Below are 20416 nucleotides of genomic sequence, written 5' to 3'. Positions count from 1 at the left end.
CCAGGCTTAACTCCCCGTTAAGGTATTGTTAACAATAAAGTTCAGGTTATTTCTGTTGGAGTTTAAACACTGTCAGAAGCCCTTTATGGTCTGTTGGCCATACACCTTGCGGGGTAATGAAATGGTCTTTGGACTGCTCCTCTACCCTTTGATTTCTCAGGATGGAAGATTTAGGGCCAACCACCGAGCTACTTACCGGTTTAAGGGCTCTGTCCGGGTAATAGTAAATAAAGTCGATGCGTTCTCTTTCGTCTGCATCCGGTGCCCAGGTCATTTTCTTTACCTCCAGGTCTTTGTTGTCTGAGGGAAAAGTAAAACCAGGATAGTTTAAGGGATCAGGATGAATGACGCGATAGCTGTCTTTAAAGCCATTTTTGTACAAAGTTTTAGAGTTTTGCCATGGAATGATCATCCCATTGTGGTCAAAACTATCTTTTGTGGAGGCCACCCAGTCTAAATGGGAAGCTTCGTTAAAATCTCCTCCCAGAAAGACCAGTCTTCCTTTTTTAAGGTCTTGCCTGGCTTCGGTAAGAAAGCTTTGAATCGCTTCATCTCTTTTGGAAGCCAGGTTATCCGCCAGGACCGTATCCCTGTTCAATACCGGTGCGCTGAGTTTTTTCCAGGTCGTTCCGCTATACCCTCTTGGCAGATAAACGGCATAATTCTCATAATCCAGGTGTGCAGAATAGAGGGCAATCTCCCTGCCTCCAATCTGAGTGATCAATTTATAAATGCTTCCTTTTTCTTTAAATACCAGGCTACTATCCGTAATCGGGTACTTGCTCAATACGCCGGATCCACTGCTGAAAAAAGAATAATACTGCTGTCCTTTTTGGGCAAGGTCCTTCAGTATGCGCTCGTTAAACCTGGTATTCTTATAATTCCTCACCTCACTAAATGTTATCAGGTCAGGCTTTAAGGTTGCGATTTCGTTAACGATGCCCTCATATCCTCCAGGCACCTGTGTTCCTTCCTGCCAGATGTTTAACTGTAAAACTTTAAGCTCCAGCTCCTGGCCCGAGGCCGTCCGGATCAAACAAAACAGCAATGCGATTGCTGAACACAGCTTTCTAAATGATTTGATCATTGTAAATATATTTTGAAATAAACGATATAAAAAAACCGGCCGCCTTAAGAAAATAACAAAGGACGGCCGGTATGAATTGAGCGTTACAATTATTGTAAGATCCACATTAAACCATTACTCTTATCGTTGCCGGAGTATTGTCTGCTTAACGCAGCCTTAAGGTTCTCTACGTTGTACTGATACTCTTCTGAAGGATACAAATACCGCACAGGGATTTTCGTTTTATCATCAGGATTCGTATTTGTGGCTGGATCAACCGGAAGGTTAGGATAGCCTGTCCGTCTGTAATCATAATAGGCATCATAGGAATACTGCATAAAATACATCAGGTATTTCTGCATCCAGACTTGTTTAAGCTGGCTGGCAGAATTTGCAGAAAAGGCCACCGATGTTCCTTTCAAATAATCCGCGATATAAGCCGGGGTCATTTTTCTTCCACTATGGTATTTTGCTTCATCAGGCGTTGCCTTTACGATAAACTCCATCGACTGTGTAATTCCGTCTTCATAATAAGTTTTAGCATTACCAGAAACCCAGCCTCTGATCATCGCTTCCGCAATAATAAAATTCTGCTCTGTATAGCCGATGCGTATGTTTGGTTCTCCAGGGGCATATCCGGTATACCTCAGGTTGTACTGAGAGTACTTGTTGGCATTGTAAAGCTTCACTACATCAGAAAAATCAATGATCGGACTGGTGCCCTGATACGCATCCCAGCTATCTGCCGTTTTTGCCTCTGATTCCAGTTTAAACCTCGAAGGCGCCGCGTAATAGAACAAGCGATAATCGTTGTATTTCTTCAGCGTGTCTGTCAGCACACTTGAAATCATGCCATAAGTGGTAAACTTACTGACCGCATTGTTGTAAGGATAAATCTGTCCGGCTCTATCCGAATACACCAATTGAAGGTTATCGTTATTGCTGCGCAGTAAAGGTTCTGTTGCTAAAATTTTAGCAAAGCTTTCTTTGATTTTAAGATCCTGATCATTTTCTTTTTTTGACAAGCTGATCAGTACCTTAAGGCGGAAAGAGTTGACCACCCTACGCCAGTTGTCTGCATTCCCATTAAAAATAGGATCTCCGCTAAAATTTTTTGCCCCATTGAGGGAGTTTGATGCCGTTTCCAAATCACGTAACACCTGGATCATCACGTCTTTCTGGGTATCGTATTTTGGGCTTACAATCCCTTTTTCCGCCTGAAGTGCTTCAGAATATGGAATATCACCCACACTCAAAGAAAGATAATACAGTTTATATGCTTTTATAAATAAGCCAAGTCCGGTATATGCTTTTTTATCTGTCTCCGGAGCAAGATCAATCATCTTCTGCACATTGGTTAACACCTGCAATCCATCAAAGCTTGAACTTCCAAAGCTATTGTATTGTTCTCCCTGTGCGATTTCGCCCCAGACAATGTGTTTACTCGTCATTGCTGCAGAAAGGAAGTTCTTATCTGCCGATGAACGGGTGATGTTAAGGATCAGGTTGGTAGCCAATAAGCCCGGAGTCGTTACTGAAGGAGAATTCGGGTTGGTATTGATGGAGTCGAACTTTTTGCAGGACTGCAGGAAAATCATTCCTGTTGCCAGTAAAAGAACGCCTTTATTAAATATTTTCATGTTCGTAATTTTTAAAAGTTAACTTTTACATTGAATCCCATATACCTTACTGATGGGGAGTTTAGGTTATCCACTCCTTTATCAGGATCAGCATACTTCCACTCTTTAGTCCACAACAACATGTTTTGTCCGACAAAACCTACTGAAGCATTCCTCATTCCCAGATTTTTAACCAGCTCAGCAGGAATTGCATAAGTCAGGCTCAACTCTCTCAACTTAAAAAATGTTTGTAAAAAGTAATTCTGAGGTGCTGCGGTATAGGCATTAGAATGGTACCTTTTGGTGTATGCTTCATAGGATACCGCTGTTGTATTTGGTGCAAATACGCGGGTATCACTGATGATGTTTCCATATACATCCCTGGTAGCCGTACCGGATACCACAGATACCCCATTTGCAACGTAAGATTTTTTCCCGTTCACCACTTCATCATATCTCCAGTTGTTATCACTATCGATATGAGAGCCGGCATTCCATAACGCCTGAATGGTATTGGAATAGCTGCTTCCACCTACCCTGCCATCAAAAGAGAAGGCCAGCGAGAAATTCTTATACCTGAAATTATTGTTGATTCCCCAGATCCAGTCGGGATCTGTATAAGCCAATGCACTCGTTTGAGGGCTGCGTACCGGTAAACCATTTTGTAAGATCGGCTGACCATCCGGAGCGGTATCCCATTTGGTCCCTGACTTCCAATCCCAACGGCTTCCTTCTTTCACCCACTGCTCTTTAGAAGAATAAACCGGGTCTAACTTCGAATAGTAATGTCTGTTTGTTGACCAGTTCATCCCGACGGTCCAGGTAAAATCTGTTGTCTTCAGCGCTGTTCCCTCCAAGGAAAGCTCAACCCCTTTTCTCGACAATTCTTCTTTTGTATTGATCAGCACTTCTTTAAACCCTGAAGCACTACTGATTCTGGAAGAAATAATTCTGTTGTAGTAAAGGTTATTGAAATAAGTGGCATCAAAGCGGATCCTGTTTTTCAGGAAAGCGAAGGCTGCACCCAGTTCATACGTCCTGTTGGTTTGTGGCAGGATATCCACCCCTCTGATTTTGCTTGGAAAGCTACTGGAGCTGGCCCCATTCCAGACATTGGTAGAAATTCCGTAGCTGTTATTGACTTCATAAATTGAAGGATCTAATTTCGTCTGTGTCCAGGCTCCGCGTACTTTGGCCAGATCTACCCATTCCGGCAACTTGATGATTTCTGAGAACACTAAACTTCCGGAAACGGAAGGATAAAAATAAGAACGCTGATCTGCTGATAAAGTTGAAGACCAATCGTTACGGCCTGTCAGGTCAAGGTAAGCGAAGTTCTTATAAGACAAAGAGAGTTTTGAATACAATCCGTTCACCTGCTTCTTGCCGGTCAACAGGGAATCATCAAAAGGATTAATAAAGCTAGTCGTTACCGGATCAACCGATGCTGCCAGAGAGTAAAATCCAGGGACAGTGAGTCCATTCGCCGTGGTTACTTTTACACCGGCGTCCTGGGTATAATACAAACTTCCCCCTACAAGGCCATTGATTTCAAAATCACCGACTTTGGTATTCGCGGTTAAGATCACATCATTATTAAAACTTAAGCCATTGCTGTTGAGCAGGCTATAAGAGCCTTTTTTATTCCAGCCGCCTACTGCACTGATCGCATTCCGGTATTCGTCTTTATTGCTGTAACTGTCAACACCCGAGCGGATCATCGCCTTTAACCAGGGCTTGATCTCGTAACTTGCATTTACATAACCATTGATCAGGTTATAATCATTGCCATGAAGGATTTCATTGGCGATAAAATAAGGATTATCATACCAGTTATTTTCCATCCAGTTTTGCTGTATGTTCTCCTTACCATCTACCCAGTAATTTTTATAATCACGGACATCATATTCTGATCCGGTCCAAACAACCAGGTTGTACAGATAACCAGATCCCCCATATTTCGATCCTACATTGTTAGGGTAATATCTTTTGTTGAAGGTAAAACCACCATCGAGGCTAAATTTACCTACTTTCATATCACCAGACATACTGGCAATAATTTTATTCAGTTTCGTATTCGGGTATTGCCCTTTGTCGTAAACATGGGTAAATGAAGTCCGGAAGCTTCCATATTTTCCTTTTTGAGAAATGCTTAAGCTATTGTTCAGGATATACCCCTGCTGCATAAAATTCTTCAGGTTTTCTTTTCCTTTAGAAACCAATGGCATCTCTTCGAACTGATAGCTGGAAGGATTGTATTGTTTGGCTGTCCTTCCGATGTCCAGTTTATCTCCCCATACATAATCCCCGACACCATATTTACCACCACCACCAGAGCTATAGGACGTTTGAATTTCCGGAAAGGCAAGGAAGCCCGAAGAGAACATATTACTGCTGTTGAAAGCAATGTCTACCCCTCCTTCTTTATTTCCTCTTTTGGTGGTGATCATGATGGCACCATTTCCGCCACGGTTACCGTACAATGCAGAAGCGGTAGCACCTTTCAACACATCAATGCTCTCCACATCATCCGGAGCGATATCGCTTAGAGAAACATTGGCATAAGGTACCCCATCGATCACCAGTAATGCGTCAGCTCCTCTGAGCCTGATCGTCGGGCTCTCCCCAAATTCCGTACTGTTTTGAATATTCAGACCGGCAACCTTACCCGTTAAAGAGGTGGCCACATCTACCCCTTTTACAGAAGTCAGGGTATTTCCCTGTACTTTTTGCACCGCATAACCCAGGGACTTTTCTTCTCTTTTGATCCCTAATGCTGTTACCACCACACCTTCCAGGTTTACGGTAGATTCTTTTAAGGTAATATTGATACTGCTCTCTTTTCCTATGATAAATTCCTGGCTTTCATAGCCGATCATACTGATCAGGAGGACTTCATTTTCCGCAGCAACAATTTTAAAAGTTCCTTCCCCATCGGTCAGGGTTCTTTTTGTTGTTCCTTTAACGGCGATAGATGCGCCTGGTAATGGCCCGCCTTTCGCGTCTACCACCTTTCCGGTGATGTTCACAAATGAGAAGTAGGTGCTTACTTTTTCAAAAGAAGATTTTTCCTTTTTTCTGATGATGACACTCTTGTCTTCAATATTATATTTGAGTGGTTGTTCTGCAAAAATAGCGTTCAATACCTCAGTAATCATCATGTTTTTCACATCGATGTTTACCGGTTTTGCCTCCTTAAGGATAGAGGTGGTAAAGAGAAAATCATAACCGCTTTGAGTTCTTATTTTATCAAAAACCTTTTTCAAGGGGGCATTTTTTTCAGATAAAGTAATCCTTTGCGCATAAGAGCCGGCGCTTACCTGTAAGATGGCTGTGATCAAAAGCAGGGTAGTCAACTTCATAATCAGCAAAAATTTAGCTACAGGCCGCCTTGGCTCCCGTAGGGATTTAGGGTAAAAATTGTACATTTGATTAGTTTTTAGCGGTTTGCCCTTTCATTTTCCAAGATGCGTCAGGCGATCGCGGTTCATTAATATATTCCAGGATGTATTGATCAATCTGAACTACGGTCAGGATTCCGATTCGAGTCGGTTTCCTGGCTTTTTTGTTTAGCACAGATCATCTGCTGTTGTCATGGTTATGGCATCACGATGATCCTCCTTCCTTCGACTTTAAAATGAACAGCTCCGGTGGATGACAGCAGGCTCAACACCTGACTGATATTTTTATATCTTGATATCCCACCATTGAAGCGTTCAGCAGTGATTCTACCATTAAATTCAATGTCTACATTATACCAGCGCGATATCTTACGCATCACACTTTGAATCTCTTCGTCGTTGAAATCGAAATAACCATTCTTCCAGGCCAGTACTTCCTGAAGGTTAGCAGCAGCAACCGTTAAGCCTGCATTTTGTGCCGCTGATTGCTGTCCGGGTTTAAGGATTTTCTGATCTCCGGAATTGGACACCTTTACAGACCCTTCAAATAAAGTGGTCCTTACAGCCTGCTCATTGGCATAACTGTTGACATTAAAATGAGTGCCCAGTACTTCAACTTCCTGGCCCTTACTCATTACCCGAAATGGTTTGGTTTTATCTTTTGCAACCTCAAAATAGGCTTCTCCGTTTAACTCAACTTTACGCTGATTGGTGTTTGCGAAACTGACAGGGTATTTCAGGGAAGAAGCCGCATTTAACCATACAGTGGTTCCATCCGGCAAACTCACCTGGTATTGACCACCATTAGGTGTTTCGATGGTGTTGAATCCGGAAGGATTGCCCGATTTCTGTTCAGAAATGGTATAGATCAGTTGTCCATCGGCTTTTTTCGTGATGGTAATTCCAGATTGTTGAGCAAGAGTGCCATTTTTTGCATCTGTTAAAGCGATGCGCTTTCCATCCGCCAGCACCAGATAAGCTTTATTTCCTCCGGGGGCGATGTCGTTAGCCTGGCTGAGTTTCAGTTCCTGCGGAAACTCCTGATTATGGTTAGAGGTATAAAAATAGAATCCTGCCCCAACCACCATAAGAATGACCGCCGCCGCTGCGATGCGCCAATAAGCTATAGACATCCTTTTTGGAGCGGGTAACTGTTGCCCGATCATCTCCCACATCAGGTCTTTTGTTTCTGAAAGATCCTCCTGTATTGGGTTGATGTTGTTTTTTCTCGCCTGCTGATTGTACCATGATTCGATAATTGCCTCCTCTTCAGGGGTACAATTGCCTTCTTCATACTTTTTCAACAGCAATAAAATACCGTCTTTGTTCATATTTGATTTATAAAGGGATGATGCTTTATATTGGTAAGACACGCTGCCTGAGCGGAGGGTGTACGCGGTAAGAAAAAATATTTTCTTATAATTTCAGCAACACCAACAGCACCGTTACCGGCAGGTGTAACTTAAGCCTCAACAGACGCAAGGCTTTATTGATTTGTTTCTTCACTGTCCCCTCAGAGATGTCCAGGTGTCTTGCAATTTCTGCATGAGGAAGGTATTGCTTTCTGCTCAAATCAAAAACTTCCCTCATTTTAGGTGGCATCTGACTCAGCCCTTCTTCAATCAGCTTGTTGAGTTCATTGAAGCGTAATTGTTCTTCCGTACAGGGAATGCCTTCCTCATAAAACTGCCCTAAATCTGCCAGGTAGCCAAGTTCTACTTTCTCCCGGCGGATCATATTCAGAATGGTATTCCTTACACATTTATACAAATAAGCATTGAGGCTGATATTCAGTTCCAACTGGGCAGATTTGTTCCATATTCCTGTAAATACTTCCTGAACAACATCACGGGCAAGATCGGATTCCCCCAACATACGACGCGCATGGAGATAAAGCACCGACCAATACCGGTTATAAATCTCGGTAAAAGCCGCATGATCACCGCCTTTTAAACGGGCCAGTAATTGTTGATCGCTATGTTCCAATTCTCGTTTTCAATATTAAATGTTCAGGCCTTGTTTTCACACACGGTCCTTGCTCCCCCTGGAATCTCCTATATTTCTGAGTGCTAGATTTTACTGCGACAAAAGTAAAACAGATTCCCCCCGATAAGTTTAAGTCAATGTTAAGGTATTGTTAATAAACATCAAAAGCAAGAAGCAGATTTAAAAATTGGATATGTTCGAAAGCATGACGTACTTTGCATCAGGACAAATCCTAATTTGAGCAGTAAGGTATGGCTAAGTTTATAAAAAGTTTCGGTTATGCATTTTCGGGGATTGCTTATGCCTTTAAAAGCCAGTTTAATTTCAGGTTTCACCTGGCAGCGCTGACCATTGTTGGCCTCGCAGGATGGTATTTTCAATTATCTCAAACGGAATGGCTCTGGATCGTCGTTTCTTCAGGGTTGGTCTTGCTTTCGGAATTGTTTAACACGGCAATTGAAGTATTGGTAGACCTGGTTTCTCCTGCCATTCATCCACAGGCAAAGATCATTAAAGATGCTGCGGCCGGAGCGGTACTGCTGGCTGCCATCACCTCAGTCATCATCGGACTGATCATTTTCATCCCCAAAATAGCTCATGCTGCATAAAACCCGCGGAATTGTACTAAAAACGACCTTATACAGTGAGAATAGTGTCGTTGTGCAGATGTTTACCGAGAAATTCGGCATCCAGTCGTACATGATCAATGGGGTTAAAAAGCCAAAGGCGAAAATCCGGATGAACATGTTACAGCCCTTACACCTGGTAGAAATGGTGGTTTATCATAAGGCAAATACGAGTATACAGCGGATTTCAGAATTGAGGCCTACCCCTATTTTCCGCAGCATCCCTTACGACATCATCAAAAGTACGATCACCATTTTCTTAAATGAGGTTTTATACAAAAGCATCCGCCAGCAAATGGCTGATGAACATTTGTTCGATTTCATCTTCAGCGCCATCTGCTGGTTTGATGAATCTGAAGAAATGAACGTAAATTTCCACCTTGCATTTTTGCTTAAACTCAGCCGTTATCTGGGTTTTGCACCGAGTACAGAAACAAAGAGCGACCAAAGTTATTTCGATTTACAGGAAGGGGAGTTTAAATCTCTTCCTCCGATACACCCCTATTTTATAGATAAAACAGACGCAGCCCTGTTTATTTCCTTTTACATCTTGCCTTTTGAAAAAATAAATGAAATAAAATTAGAAAATAAAACACGCCGTCACATTCTTGATAAAATACTGACTTACTACACCTTACACACGGCTTCTTTCGGAGAAATCCGCTCACATCAGGTCCTCGAAGATGTGCTCTCTTAAAAAAGCTGAAAAAACTTTTGCAAAAATGATTTAAGGGTGTATATTTGCAATCCCAAAACGACGGGAACTTTGACAATCTGATACAGCTTACTCAGCTGGTTTAAATACAAAAAGAGTAGAATCAAGGGGAGATTAGCTCAGCTGGTTCAGAGCACCTGCCTTACAAGCAGGGGGTCACTGGTTCGAACCCAGTATCTCCCACTAAAAGCCTCAGAGAAATCTAAGGCTTTTTAAATAGCAACCTTACTCGGTTGGATATAAATAGAGTAGAACCAAGGGGAGATTAGCTCAGCTGGTTCAGAGCACCTGCCTTACAAGCAGGGGGTCACTGGTTCGAACCCAGTATCTCCCACTAAACCTTTCAGATATCCTGAAAGGTTTTTTTATGCTTTTAATTTTCCGAATACCTCCCCCCTCTTTAGTTTCTGTTCGGATATCCGATTTCAAAATTTTTATGATACATTTAAAACTCAGCAATCATTTAATGAACCCATCATGATCTTGCAGATCACACAACGAAATGAATAACAAGATCATGATCGCTTCATAACCGCTAAAAAACAAACATATTCTAATGAAAATAGCAATTAACGACCTCGAGCTTACTTTTAGAAAATGCGACGCAGAGCAATTCAAAACGAAGTGGACCGCTACTCTTTTATACGCTCCATATGAATTAGATTTTGAATTTGATGAATCGCTGTTTTTTGACAAGAAATCAAATGAAATTAAAATCGATTGGAAACTAATCGAGGAATTTGTTCTGCACATCATAAAAAATTTAGACCTTATTCAATCAAAAGGCATATCGGTTTTGGAAGAACTTCACAAACAGGTTTTTGGAAAAGAAGAACTCCTAAAAACAGAAGGGTATTTTCAAACCGGAGGAGTAGAATTGAAACGCTATCGAAAGGAGGAATACACCACAACATATTACCACTTTGCATATGATGTCCATTATTTTCTTGAGTCCCGGAAAAACTTTGAAATGGACAGTTACCACTCCTATCAGGCTCAATTTTCCAGTCATAATGGACTGACCATTTGTGGAGTTTCGAGATTCGGTAGTTAGGCTTCGGCCGCCCTATCAGACTTATCCTGACTCAAATATTTATCACAAAAGATTAACACCAGGCATTACCGACCCCATTATTATTAGTTTTTCAAAACACATCATCACTTAAAGGTTACTTTTCAGGTGAAAACTTTCAATTACCTCCTAAATCATTAATCTAATAGATTATTTTTTCAGAAACAGACACCCTTAAGAGATAATCCATCTATTTCCAGGCTTTTACTTTTGGAGTATCATTTAAAAAGGATAACATATGAAAAGTAAAATATTTTTAATCGGAATGATTTGCACCTCATTTGAAACCAGTGAGTCTATGGCACAAAGCAGTGAGAAGCCTGCTGAGCACAACAACCTTTATATGTCAGCTGAGTTTGGCAAAACCAACAAAAATGTTTCCGTAGCACAGGGAGGGATATCGTTCCAGTTCGAAAACACCTATTACAAAATTAAAGCCAGCACTACAATCGAACGCTACGAAGAGGACCGGCGGCATAAGGAAGACCCGGTTCCCGGCCTTTCGGTTTTGAATTTTATGATAGGGAAGAGCTATAATTTTTGGAACATACATCAGTTTCAAATGGGCACAGGCCTGGCTGTTGTCAACAAAGTGGTACAACAGCGAATGAATGAACCGGGATATTATGAATACCATAACAAATACAAAGAGTCTGTTACAGTAGGTTTGCCAGTGGAATTCAGGTACAACCTCTATGTTTCCAAACGTCTTGCCTTTAGCTGCGCTGCCAATGCCAATGCAAACCCTCTGCAGAGCTTCTCCAATGCTTCCGTCGGACTTATGCTAGGCGTGTATTGATCCATCAGACGCTCTTTAATCCCATCTGCATATTATCTGGTAAAAAGCAGATGGGATTTAGCTTCCCTAATTGAATATATTAAATATTGCTACAAATATTTACAGATGATACAAGGCAAAGTTATTCTCCCTGAGGCAGCACAATTACTCCGTTCCTGGTCAATAGGTACAGTGCTATTCCGCCAATAACAATAAACAGATGTGGTAGAAGTATGTTTCGCCAAAACATCACTGGAAACAACCTTTTTTTCTGATGGTTTTTATAGGATTTCCCAAAGGCATCATAAATCTGTAGTGGATGAATTGTTTGGCCTTTCGGATTAGCGAAATAAGTCTCAATAACCTTTATACGGGCATAATAAGACAATTGAAACAATTTCCAGGTCCCTTCGATTACCCAAAACAGCAAAGAAGCAAACGCAGCCACGAGGAATAATTCTTTAGTTCCTTTGTCTGTAAATCCAGCCCCGATAACAACCAGGCTGCCGGTAACACTCCAGGCTTTAATTGTTATGGTCTTACTATCGAAATCTTCAATAACCTTTTGAAGATGAAAGTATTCTTCTTTTAAAAGAACATCTAATGCTATAGCCATACCCGGTTAGTTTGGTAATTAAAAATAATCATTTCCAATTAAAATCCCTTAAAAAAATCATGAAAGCTGGCTCCTATCTAAATTATATAAATCATTTTCAGAATTCTATAAGCTCTTTTTTAAAGAGAACCGCATCTTTGTTTCTGTTATGAAAAGACTGTTCAGCCTGTTTCTTTGCACTTTGTTCCTGACCGTATCCACCGGATTTACGGCCAGTGCTCATTTTTGCAAGGGCATCAAGCAGGAAATACGTCTCTTCCCTGATGACCATCAAAACAAGGTGTGTCCGGTTTGTGTGATCAAGAGCAAACAGAAAACCAAAAAGGACAATTGCTGCAAACACGAGAAAGAACAAATCAAACTCACCGAAAAGGTAGAGAAGATTGCGCAGCAGCAAAGTCTGTTCAAGTTTTCCGGAGAAACGGCTCTTTATCATCCGCCCCTTCCTGCCTTCGATTGGACTGCCGCTGCAGTAGAACAGAACGTTCCTGCATTTGACTTCTCTTCCCCTAAGGAGCGACCCGCACTCTACATCTTACATTGCGTATACCGGATATAGACCATCATTTATTGAAATCTATAGTATGCTTTCATACTAAGTAATCAAGATGGTTTAATTTCTAATTATTATACAATGAATATCAGATTCATTGCATTAGCGCTGCTTTGTGGTTTCGCGACGGTGTCGTATGCCCAGACTTTGCAGCTGCCCGATGCATTACAACGTTCTATACAGAATTACGAAAAGATAAAAGCGAAGGAAGCGCTGGTCATGGCTTCCAGGGAGCATACTACTTTTCAAAAAAGTCAGTATTTACCTGATTTTACCTTATTGGCACAGCAGAGCTATGGGACCATCAACGCCCAGAACGGGCCGATGTACGCTTATGGTGGCCTTGGCAGTGCCGCCACCTCCATGCCTTTGGCAGAACAGAACTGGAATGCCGCTTTCGGTTCCCTTTATCTGGCTAACATCAACTGGAACCTCTTTACTTTCGGAAGGATTAAAAACCAGGTACAGATTGCCAGAACAGATGAAAAAGTAGCAAATGCGGATCTGGAGCAGGAAAAATTCCAGCATCAGGTAAAAGTTGGCGCAGCTTATTTTAACCTCCTGGCCAGTCAGCGGATCAAATATGTACAGGAAAAAAATCTGGACCGTGCTCAGGTGTTCATGACCACAACAGTGAGTCGTGCGGCCAGCGGACTAATTCCGGGAGTAGATGCCTCCCTGGCCAAGGCAGAAGTATCCAATGCACAATCTGCCAGGATTAAAGCCTACGACATGGAGCTGGAATATGCCAAAACGCTTGCCGTTCTCTTAGGAGAGCAATACCAAAGCTTTACGCTAGACTCCGTTTTCACCACGAAAACACCCATATTAAAAGAAAACGAAGCTTCAGGCTCCAGCAATCACCCCTTGTTATTATGGCAAAAAAGTAAAGTCGAAAGCAGCGAACAGACAGAAAAGCTTCACCGCTCCAACACCCTCCCCTCTTTATCTGCATTTGGCGTACTTCAGGGACGTGGATCAGGCTTTGAATGGAACTATGTTCAGGACAACAGTGCCTATTCCAGGTCCTACCAGAAAGGCGCGGGAATTGACCGCGGAAACTACCTTGCAGGATTAACCCTCAGCTGGAACCTGACCAACCTGTACCGCTTCTCCGCAAAGGCAAGGGAGCAAAAATACAAAACGCAATCCCTTCAAAACGAGTATCAGCTGATCAGCGAAGACCTGTCAGCACAAGGCCAGCTCGCCAATGCAAAATTAAAAAATGCAACAGAGAACTTTGAAGAGACAAAGATCCAGATCAAAGCAGCATCTGATGCTTACCGCCAGAACATGGCTTTGTACAGAAATGGCTTAACCACCATTGTGGATCTAACCCAATCCCTTTATGCCCTTAACCGGGCAGAGATCGATTTTGAGATCGCTCAGAACAACATCTGGCAGGCGCTGCTGATCAGATCTGCCGCTGTTGGGGAACTTTCTGTTTTATTAAATGCCATTCCGTAACCCCGAACAAACATGAATTTAATACGTTTAGCACTGCGCAAACCCATTTCCATTATGGTCATGGTGCTCGGGCTTTTGTTCTTCGGGATCAAAGCCTCCAAGGATATCAAGATTGATATTCTTCCGGAAATGAACCTTCCTGTGGTCTATATTGCCCATTCCTTCAATGGCTACACCCCACAGCAGATGGAAGGTTATTTCACCAAGATGTATGTAAACATGATGCTCTTTACCAATGGCATCAAAAGCATAGAGACTAAAAACACGCAGGGGCTTACCCTGATGAAGCTCAACTTTTACGAGGGGATAGATATGGGACAGGCCATTGCTGAAATCAGCGCCCTGTCTAACCGCTCCCAGGTATTTTTACCTCCGGGAGCGCCGCCACCCTTCATTATCCGTTTCGATGCTTCTTCGCAACCAGTAGGCCAGCTCGTTTTCCGCAGTGAAACCAAGACAAATAATGAGTTGCAGGACATTGCCAACTTTACGGCCCGTCCTTTCCTGATTGCCATTCCGGGACTAACTACGGCCCCTCCTTTTGGCGGAAGCCCGAGAACCGTAGAGATCAATATTGATCCGAATAAATTACGGACACATCAGCTTTCTCCGGATCAGATCGTGGAAGCCATCAGCCGCAACAACATCACCGCCCCTTCAGGAAATGTCTATATCAATGACATCAACTACCTGACCCCAACAAACAACACCATTAAAGCGGTTGATGATTTTGGCAATATCCCCATCTTTAAAGACAAGGTAGACAACGTCTATATCCGGGATGTGGCGACCGTAAAAGACGGAGCTGACATCACCACCGGTTATGCTTTAATCAACGGAAAGCGATCAGTTTACATCAATATTGCCAAGTCCGGAAATGCCTCGACCTGGGATGTGGTGAGTAATCTGAAAAAGGCCATTCCGAACATACAGAACAACTTACCCGGCGACATTAAGATCTCTTATGAATTTGACCAGTCGGTCTATGTGATCAATGCCGTAAAAAGCTTAATCGTAGAGGGCGCTTTAGGGGCAATACTTACCGGGTTAATGGTCTTGTTATTTTTGGGAGACCGCCGTTGCGCCATCATTGTGATCCTGACCATTCCGATTTCCATCATTTCGGGAGTACTGTTTCTCAAGCTTTTCGGACAAAGCATCAACATCATGTCTTTATCCGGACTGGCCCTTGCCATCGGTATCTTAGTGGATGAAAGTACGGTAACAATCGAGAACATCCACCAGCACCTGGCCATGGGGAAACCCAAATCTCTCGCCATCTGGGATGCCTGTAAGGAGATCGCCTTCCCGAAACTATTGATCCTGCTGTGTATCCTTGCGGTATTTGCCCCTGCATTTATCATGACAGGCATTCCGGGAGCTTTGTTTATGCCATTGGCACTGGCCATCGGCTTCTCCATGATCTTCTCCTTCCTGTTGTCGCAAACCTTAGTTCCGATCCTTTGTAACTGGTGGATAAAACCACTTTCAGCAGAAGAACATAGTAAAGAAGGTCGTTTTGAGCGCTTCCGTAACTGCTTTATTGCTTTCCTGGAAAGCCTGCTGCCGAAACGGAAACCTGTGATCATCATCAGCTTCCTCGGAATTGGAGTATTGATTTACCTGATGTTCAGCATTACAGGAACAGATGTACTGCCTGCGGTAAATTCCAGTCAGTTCCAGGTACGGGTTAAAGCACCCGAAGGAACGCGGATTGAGAAAACAGAACAAAAGATCAAACAAATGCTTCGTGAACTGGAAACCGTAATCGGGAAAGACCATATCGCGATCTCATCAGTATTTATCGGACAACACCCTTCTTCCTTTGCGGTAAGTCCGATCTACCTCTACAATGCCGGGCCCCATGAAGCCTTAATGCAGGTGGCATTGAAAGATTATTCAGGAAACACGAATGAACTGAAAGATCAGATCAGGGCACATATGAAGAAAAAAATGCCGGAACTCCACCTTTCGTTTGAGCCCATAGAACTGACAGAAAAAATCCTGAGTCAGGGAACAAACACGCCTATTGAGGTACGCTTCTCCGGCATGATGAAAAAGAGAAACGTCATGTATGCCAATAAACTCCTGGCAAAATTAAAGGAGATTGATTACATGAGAGATCAGCAAATCCCTCAATCTTTAAATTACCCGGCATTGGCGATCAATATCGACCGTGTCCGGGCGGCACAATTGGGTGTTGATGCACAGGACATCGCGCGTTCATTAATTGCCTCTACCGCTTCTTCAAGATACACGAGTAAAAACATGTGGGTGGAAGGAATGATGGGAATTGCCTATGACGTGCAGGTACAAACGCCTCAGAATGTATTGAACAGTAAAGACGAGCTGGCAAACATTCCATTGTCAAAAAACTCCGACCGTCCGGTATTGGGAGATGTAGCCACGATTACGCCAACCACCACCCTTGGTGAAAGTTATAACCTGGGGACCATGGCTTATACAACAGTTACGGCCAACCTGCACAATCAGGATCTTGGCAGGGCACAAAAGGATGTCAATGCAGCAATCGCTTCTTTAGGAGAGATTCCTAAAGGGCTGAACATATCTGTGGCAGGGATGTCGCCTGTACTGGACGAAACAATGGACAGCCTCATCAACGGGCTATTGGTTGCCGTTCTGGTGATTTTCCTGATGCTGACCGCTAATTTCCAATCCTTCAAAGTTTCTTTTGTGGTCTTAACCACGGTTCCTTTTGTGGTACTTGGTTCTTTGGTCCTGCTTAAACTAACGGGTTCTACACTTAACCTGCAATCTTATATGGGAATCATCATGTCTGTCGGGGTATCTATTGCCAATGCGGTGTTACTGATCAGCAACGCGGAAACCCTGCGTTTGCAGAACGGGGATGCATTTGCAGCGGCGATGAAGGCTGCCTCTCTGAGGATGCGTCCAATCATCATGACTTCTATGGCGATGATGGCAGGAATGCTGCCAATGGCGATCGGACATGGCGAAGGAGGTGATCAGGTATCGCCACTAGGCCGTGCAGTGATCGGAGGTCTGTTTGCATCGACCTTCTCGGTGCTGATTTTATTACCTCTGGTATTTGCCTGGGTACAAGGAAAAACAAGCACAGTATCCGCTTCTCTGGATCCCGAAGATGAAAACAGCATCCATTTTATTAAACCAAACCATTAAGAAAAATGAAAAGATTAACATATATCCTCGCAGGACTGGCATTAACGCTTAGTGCCTGTAACAATGAGAAAAAGGAAACCGCAAAAGCTCCGGCAATGCCGATGATGATGCAAAGTTTCGAAACGGTTGCCATTCAGAAAAGTAATCCCCGTGTGTCCTTAAAGCTCGCCGGGGAGCTACTGGCAGATCAGGAAACAGAGTTGTATGCAAAGGTCAACAGCTATGTACAAAAGATCAATGTAGACATTGGCGACAAAGTAAGCAGCGGACAGGTATTGATGGTATTGGATGCCCCGGAGGTTCAGGCACAACTGGCCACCGCAAAGTCAAAGCTGAATGCACAGGAGGCGATTTACATTGCCACTAAAGCAAATTACGACCGCATGTTTGATGCGGATAAAACAGAAGGAGCCATCTCTAAAGACGCACTGGATCAGATTACAGCTAAAAAACTGGCAGATGAAGCACAGGTAAATGCAGCAAGATCAGTTTATAATGAGCTGAAAGCGATGAACAATTACCTCGTGATCCGCGCCCCTTTTAGTGGCACGGTGACCGACAGGAATGTAGATTTAGGAGCTTATGTTGGCCCGATGGGCAAGGCTGCAGACAACCCCTTGCTGGTCATTCAGAACAACAACAAGTTACGCCTGTCGCTCTCTGTTCCTGAGGCAAGCACGCCTTACCTTAACATCGGCGATACCATCCGGTTCAGGGTCAAATCCATTCCTCAAAAGATGTACGCCGCAAAGATTTCGCGCAAATCCGGCGCATTGGATATGAAACTCCGTTCGGAAAAGATCGAGGCTGACCTCATGAATGTAACCCAGGAATTGAAACCATTGATGGTTGCAGAAACAAACATTCCGCTACAAGCCGGACAAGCCACTTTCTTTATTCCAAAAACCGCTTTAGTAGACGCTAATCTTGGCATTTATGTGATCCGGGTTGAAAATGGAAAAACAAAGAATGTCCCCGTAGCTAAAGGGCGCATGATGCCCGATAAAGTGGAAATATTCGGCGAACTCAGCGAAGGGGACAACATCCTCCTAAAAGCAAGTGAAGAAATTGAAGAAGGAACACAAATAAAAAAATAAAATACGATGAACACATTTAGAAAATTATACTGCCTGCTGGCCCTGTCCAGCATTATCCTTGTCGCCTGTAACTCCACAGCTCAACCGGTAAACACAACCGCAGATCCGACAAGCACAACAGTAGCTAAAGAAGGAATTCAGACCGCAGCGGCGGTTACTCCAGCAGTCAATACCAAAGGCCCTAAAAAAGGTAGCCGTGTACTCAATAGCGAGGTCTGTATGGTGAATGATGCCTATATGGGCAAGAAACAAATTGAAGTTCCTTTTAAAGGGGAAATGTATTATGGTTGCTGTGAGATGTGTGTAGAGCGCATCCCAAAAGACGAAACCGTAAGGATAGCCACAGACCCTCAAACCGGAGAAAAAGTAAACAAGGCAACAGCTTACATCGTATTACTTAATGAAGAAGGTAGTGTAGCCTACTTTGCCAACGAAAAAAACTACAAAGACTTTGTAGCCAGTCATCAATAAAAGCGGAATAGGTCCATTTTTTTATTCCCTACCCGACAGGTACAGCTGACACTGTACTTGTCGGGTTTTTATATTTTTGGGGGGTCTTTACTAATTTCCATTTCTCTCTCCGGAGATCTCTTTAATCAAAGCATCGCATTCCTGGAAAGCCTGATAAATGTATTTGTTCCGGTGTTTCTCGCCCTGGCCACTAAAAGAAACCGATTTCCGCATCAGGCTCTGCATCCAGGCTTTGGTTTGCAGGCAATATTCAGGGTCTTCTGTCTTCAAAAAATTAAAAGTATTGAACCTGTTGAAGCAGACTTTAGTGCCATTCATTTCTGCCAGATAGGCAATGGTGCCCAAAACATCACAATTGTACCAGTTAAAAGTGTGCGATACATCAATCGTCTTTTTGCTGCTCATGGCATACATATTCATATCTGTAAGGCAATAACGCAATTGTACCACCAGCTCCTCTGCCAATGAATGATCACCGATATACCCGGCCTCGAATGCATACCTGATCTGCTCTAAACTTCCATGAATGCTGTTCTTTGCCCATATTTCTGTACTGGGTATTTCCAGATAAATGCGGTTTAACTCCTGAGCCACAGTGGTGATGTTTTCCATGACAAATGACCTTTCGAACCTCTGCGGTGTACTGCTGAGGCTTTCGAACCAGAAAAACAATTTAAATGCAGTAAGTTCAGGATATTTAAAAAGATGAAACAACGGAATGTCATCGGTTACGATAGTGAGGTGCTTCTCTTTGGAGGCATGAATCAGCTTGAGGTTACTCAACAGATCAAGGAGATAATCCTCCATATTTGGTGCTCCTCCCTCTATTTTAGGATAACTGAAAGTAACGGTTGGTGTATCTTCAGGCTGATATACAATTGGTATTTTGAAGGTATCCGACAACTTTACGATCTGCTGAAGGGTCAGGGCGCTCTTATTTCTGATCTTTTTATAAGCCTCGTTTAAGCTGATATCCAAACAATCAGCAATACTTTGTGCGGGATTCTGATAAGCTGGCAAGGTCAGCTTCAGGCGGTCAATAAAATTCTGTTGCATATTGATCATCAAAGATTATCATTTACCATTATCGCTCCGGTTATCATTTGCTTTTTCATTCAAACATACACTTTAAGATGATCACTGACTGAAGCAGTTGCTTACCTAAGATAGGAATTAATCTTAAAGATGATTAATTGAAATCCCAGACTCTTTTGAGAATAATCTGATGATTTTTGGCTACTACATCTGAGTTCAAATCTAAAAAGAAATCAATGATCAGAGAAAAGCCCTCAGTGCCCTTTCTTTTTCTGGATAAAATAAACCCTGGTAATCAAGCCCTGTGCAAGTTCATAAATGGCCACCACTTCCATCAGCGCTTCCCCCTTACGGATGGTCACCCTTTCCTGGTCAATCACTTTATCATCAAAAACAATACGGTTCAGAATTTCCGCGTGAAGATCAGGGGAATGGTCGAAAACATTCTTATACAGTTTTTCTACTTCTTTAATCCCTTTAACCAGGGGTTCCTGCTCCGCAAAATTGAAGATTTGAATGTCCTCACTAAAAAAGGTCATCATTTTAATCAGGTTCCGTTCATTATAGGCATCTACCTGACGCTGAATTATTTCATCAATCATTATTTATTTTTTCGTTACTTTAATTCCATTAATGTCAATAACGAAATTAAACTATTATTTATTGAGGAATAACTGATGGATGAAATAAAATAATATTTCCTGATCACAGGAACATCCTTATGGAATCAGGTCAACAATTCCATCTTCTAC

17 protein-coding genes and 2 tRNA genes are annotated in these 20416 nt (G+C 42.7%); 11 read left to right on the top strand and 8 right to left on the bottom strand.

Features of this window, described 5'->3' with window-relative positions:
* Positions 1-46: 46 nt before the first annotated feature.
* From BUC20_RS16380 to BUC20_RS16360, 5 genes are all read right to left on the bottom strand, one after another.
* Positions 47-1087, bottom strand: a complete 1041-nt coding sequence (locus tag BUC20_RS16380; RefSeq protein WP_073232164.1) for an endonuclease/exonuclease/phosphatase family protein — start codon at positions 1085-1087, stop codon at positions 47-49.
* A gap of 89 nt (positions 1088-1176) precedes the next feature.
* Complete coding sequence (locus tag BUC20_RS16375; RefSeq protein ID WP_073232163.1) at positions 1177-2706, bottom strand: SusD/RagB family nutrient-binding outer membrane lipoprotein; 1530 nt, start codon at positions 2704-2706, stop codon at positions 1177-1179.
* A gap of 11 nt (positions 2707-2717) precedes the next feature.
* Entirely contained in the window at positions 2718-6047 is a 3330-nt protein-coding gene (locus tag BUC20_RS16370) for a SusC/RagA family TonB-linked outer membrane protein (RefSeq protein WP_073232162.1), read from the bottom strand.
* Between the two features lie 236 nt (positions 6048-6283).
* Positions 6284-7417: a FecR family protein gene (locus BUC20_RS16365; protein WP_073232161.1), complete on the bottom strand. Its 1134-nt coding sequence runs from the start codon at positions 7415-7417 to the stop codon at positions 6284-6286.
* An 85-nt stretch (positions 7418-7502) separates the two neighbouring features.
* Complete coding sequence (locus BUC20_RS16360; protein ID WP_073232160.1) at positions 7503-8072, bottom strand: RNA polymerase sigma factor; 570 nt, start codon at positions 8070-8072, stop codon at positions 7503-7505.
* Between the two features lie 251 nt (positions 8073-8323).
* On the opposite strand from BUC20_RS16360, the gene BUC20_RS16355 reads away from it, so the two are divergent.
* From BUC20_RS16355 to BUC20_RS16330, 6 genes are all read left to right on the top strand, one after another.
* On the top strand, positions 8324-8680 hold the full coding sequence (locus BUC20_RS16355) for a diacylglycerol kinase family protein (protein ID WP_073232159.1): 357 nt from the start codon (positions 8324-8326) through the stop codon (positions 8678-8680).
* The gene (gene recO / locus BUC20_RS16350) at positions 8670-9395 is read left to right on the top strand and encodes a DNA repair protein RecO (protein WP_073232158.1); all 726 of its coding nucleotides are present in this window, start codon (positions 8670-8672) and stop codon (positions 9393-9395) included. Before BUC20_RS16355 ends, recO begins: the two co-directional genes overlap by 11 nt.
* 126 nt (positions 9396-9521) lie before the next feature.
* Positions 9522-9596: transfer RNA gene (locus BUC20_RS16345), tRNA-Val, on the top strand.
* A gap of 76 nt (positions 9597-9672) precedes the next feature.
* Positions 9673-9747: transfer RNA gene (locus BUC20_RS16340), tRNA-Val, on the top strand.
* Between the two features lie 222 nt (positions 9748-9969).
* Positions 9970-10467, top strand: a complete 498-nt coding sequence (locus BUC20_RS16335; protein ID WP_073232157.1) for a hypothetical protein — start codon at positions 9970-9972, stop codon at positions 10465-10467.
* A gap of 256 nt (positions 10468-10723) precedes the next feature.
* The gene (locus tag BUC20_RS16330) at positions 10724-11284 is read left to right on the top strand and encodes a hypothetical protein (protein WP_073232156.1); all 561 of its coding nucleotides are present in this window, start codon (positions 10724-10726) and stop codon (positions 11282-11284) included.
* 121 nt (positions 11285-11405) lie between these two features.
* Here BUC20_RS16330 and BUC20_RS16325 read toward each other — a convergent pair whose 3' ends face one another.
* Complete coding sequence (locus BUC20_RS16325) at positions 11406-11879, bottom strand: hypothetical protein (protein WP_073232155.1); 474 nt, start codon at positions 11877-11879, stop codon at positions 11406-11408.
* Positions 11880-12027: 148 nt separating this feature from the next.
* Here BUC20_RS16325 and BUC20_RS33720 point away from each other — a divergent pair, with 148 nt between their 5' ends.
* The 5 genes from BUC20_RS33720 (at position 12028) to BUC20_RS16300 (ending at position 18629) form a co-directional block, all read left to right on the top strand.
* Positions 12028-12438, top strand: coding sequence for an HYC_CC_PP family protein (locus BUC20_RS33720; RefSeq protein ID WP_143166827.1), 411 nt, complete (start codon positions 12028-12030; stop codon positions 12436-12438).
* 75 nt (positions 12439-12513) lie between these two features.
* Entirely contained in the window at positions 12514-13899 is a 1386-nt protein-coding gene (locus BUC20_RS16315) for a TolC family protein (RefSeq protein WP_073232153.1), read from the top strand.
* Positions 13900-13911: 12 nt separating this feature from the next.
* Positions 13912-17061 carry an efflux RND transporter permease subunit gene (locus BUC20_RS16310; RefSeq protein ID WP_073232152.1) on the top strand — a complete coding sequence of 1050 codons (3150 nt, stop codon included), beginning with the start codon at positions 13912-13914 and terminating at the stop codon, positions 17059-17061.
* 5 nt (positions 17062-17066) lie between these two features.
* A complete protein-coding gene (locus tag BUC20_RS16305; protein WP_073232151.1) occupies positions 17067-18158 on the top strand; it encodes an efflux RND transporter periplasmic adaptor subunit in 1092 nt (363 codons plus the stop codon).
* A gap of 6 nt (positions 18159-18164) precedes the next feature.
* Positions 18165-18629 carry a hypothetical protein gene (locus BUC20_RS16300; protein ID WP_073232150.1) on the top strand — a complete coding sequence of 155 codons (465 nt, stop codon included), beginning with the start codon at positions 18165-18167 and terminating at the stop codon, positions 18627-18629.
* Between the two features lie 90 nt (positions 18630-18719).
* On the opposite strand, the gene BUC20_RS16295 is transcribed toward BUC20_RS16300, so the two are convergent.
* Together BUC20_RS16295 and BUC20_RS16290 are read right to left on the bottom strand one after the other, a co-directional pair.
* Positions 18720-19685, bottom strand: coding sequence for a helix-turn-helix domain-containing protein (locus tag BUC20_RS16295; protein WP_073232149.1), 966 nt, complete (start codon positions 19683-19685; stop codon positions 18720-18722).
* A 233-nt stretch (positions 19686-19918) separates the two neighbouring features.
* Positions 19919-20266: a nuclear transport factor 2 family protein gene (locus BUC20_RS16290; protein WP_073232148.1), complete on the bottom strand. Its 348-nt coding sequence runs from the start codon at positions 20264-20266 to the stop codon at positions 19919-19921.
* Positions 20267-20416: the final 150 nt, after the last annotated feature.

Origin of the sequence: Pedobacter caeni (assembly GCF_900129215.1) — a bacterium.
GTDB classification, from domain to species: domain Bacteria; phylum Bacteroidota; class Bacteroidia; order Sphingobacteriales; family Sphingobacteriaceae; genus Pedobacter; species Pedobacter caeni.
Note: the sequence above shows the minus strand (reverse complement) of the source record. Positions and strands in the feature narration are given on the sequence as shown.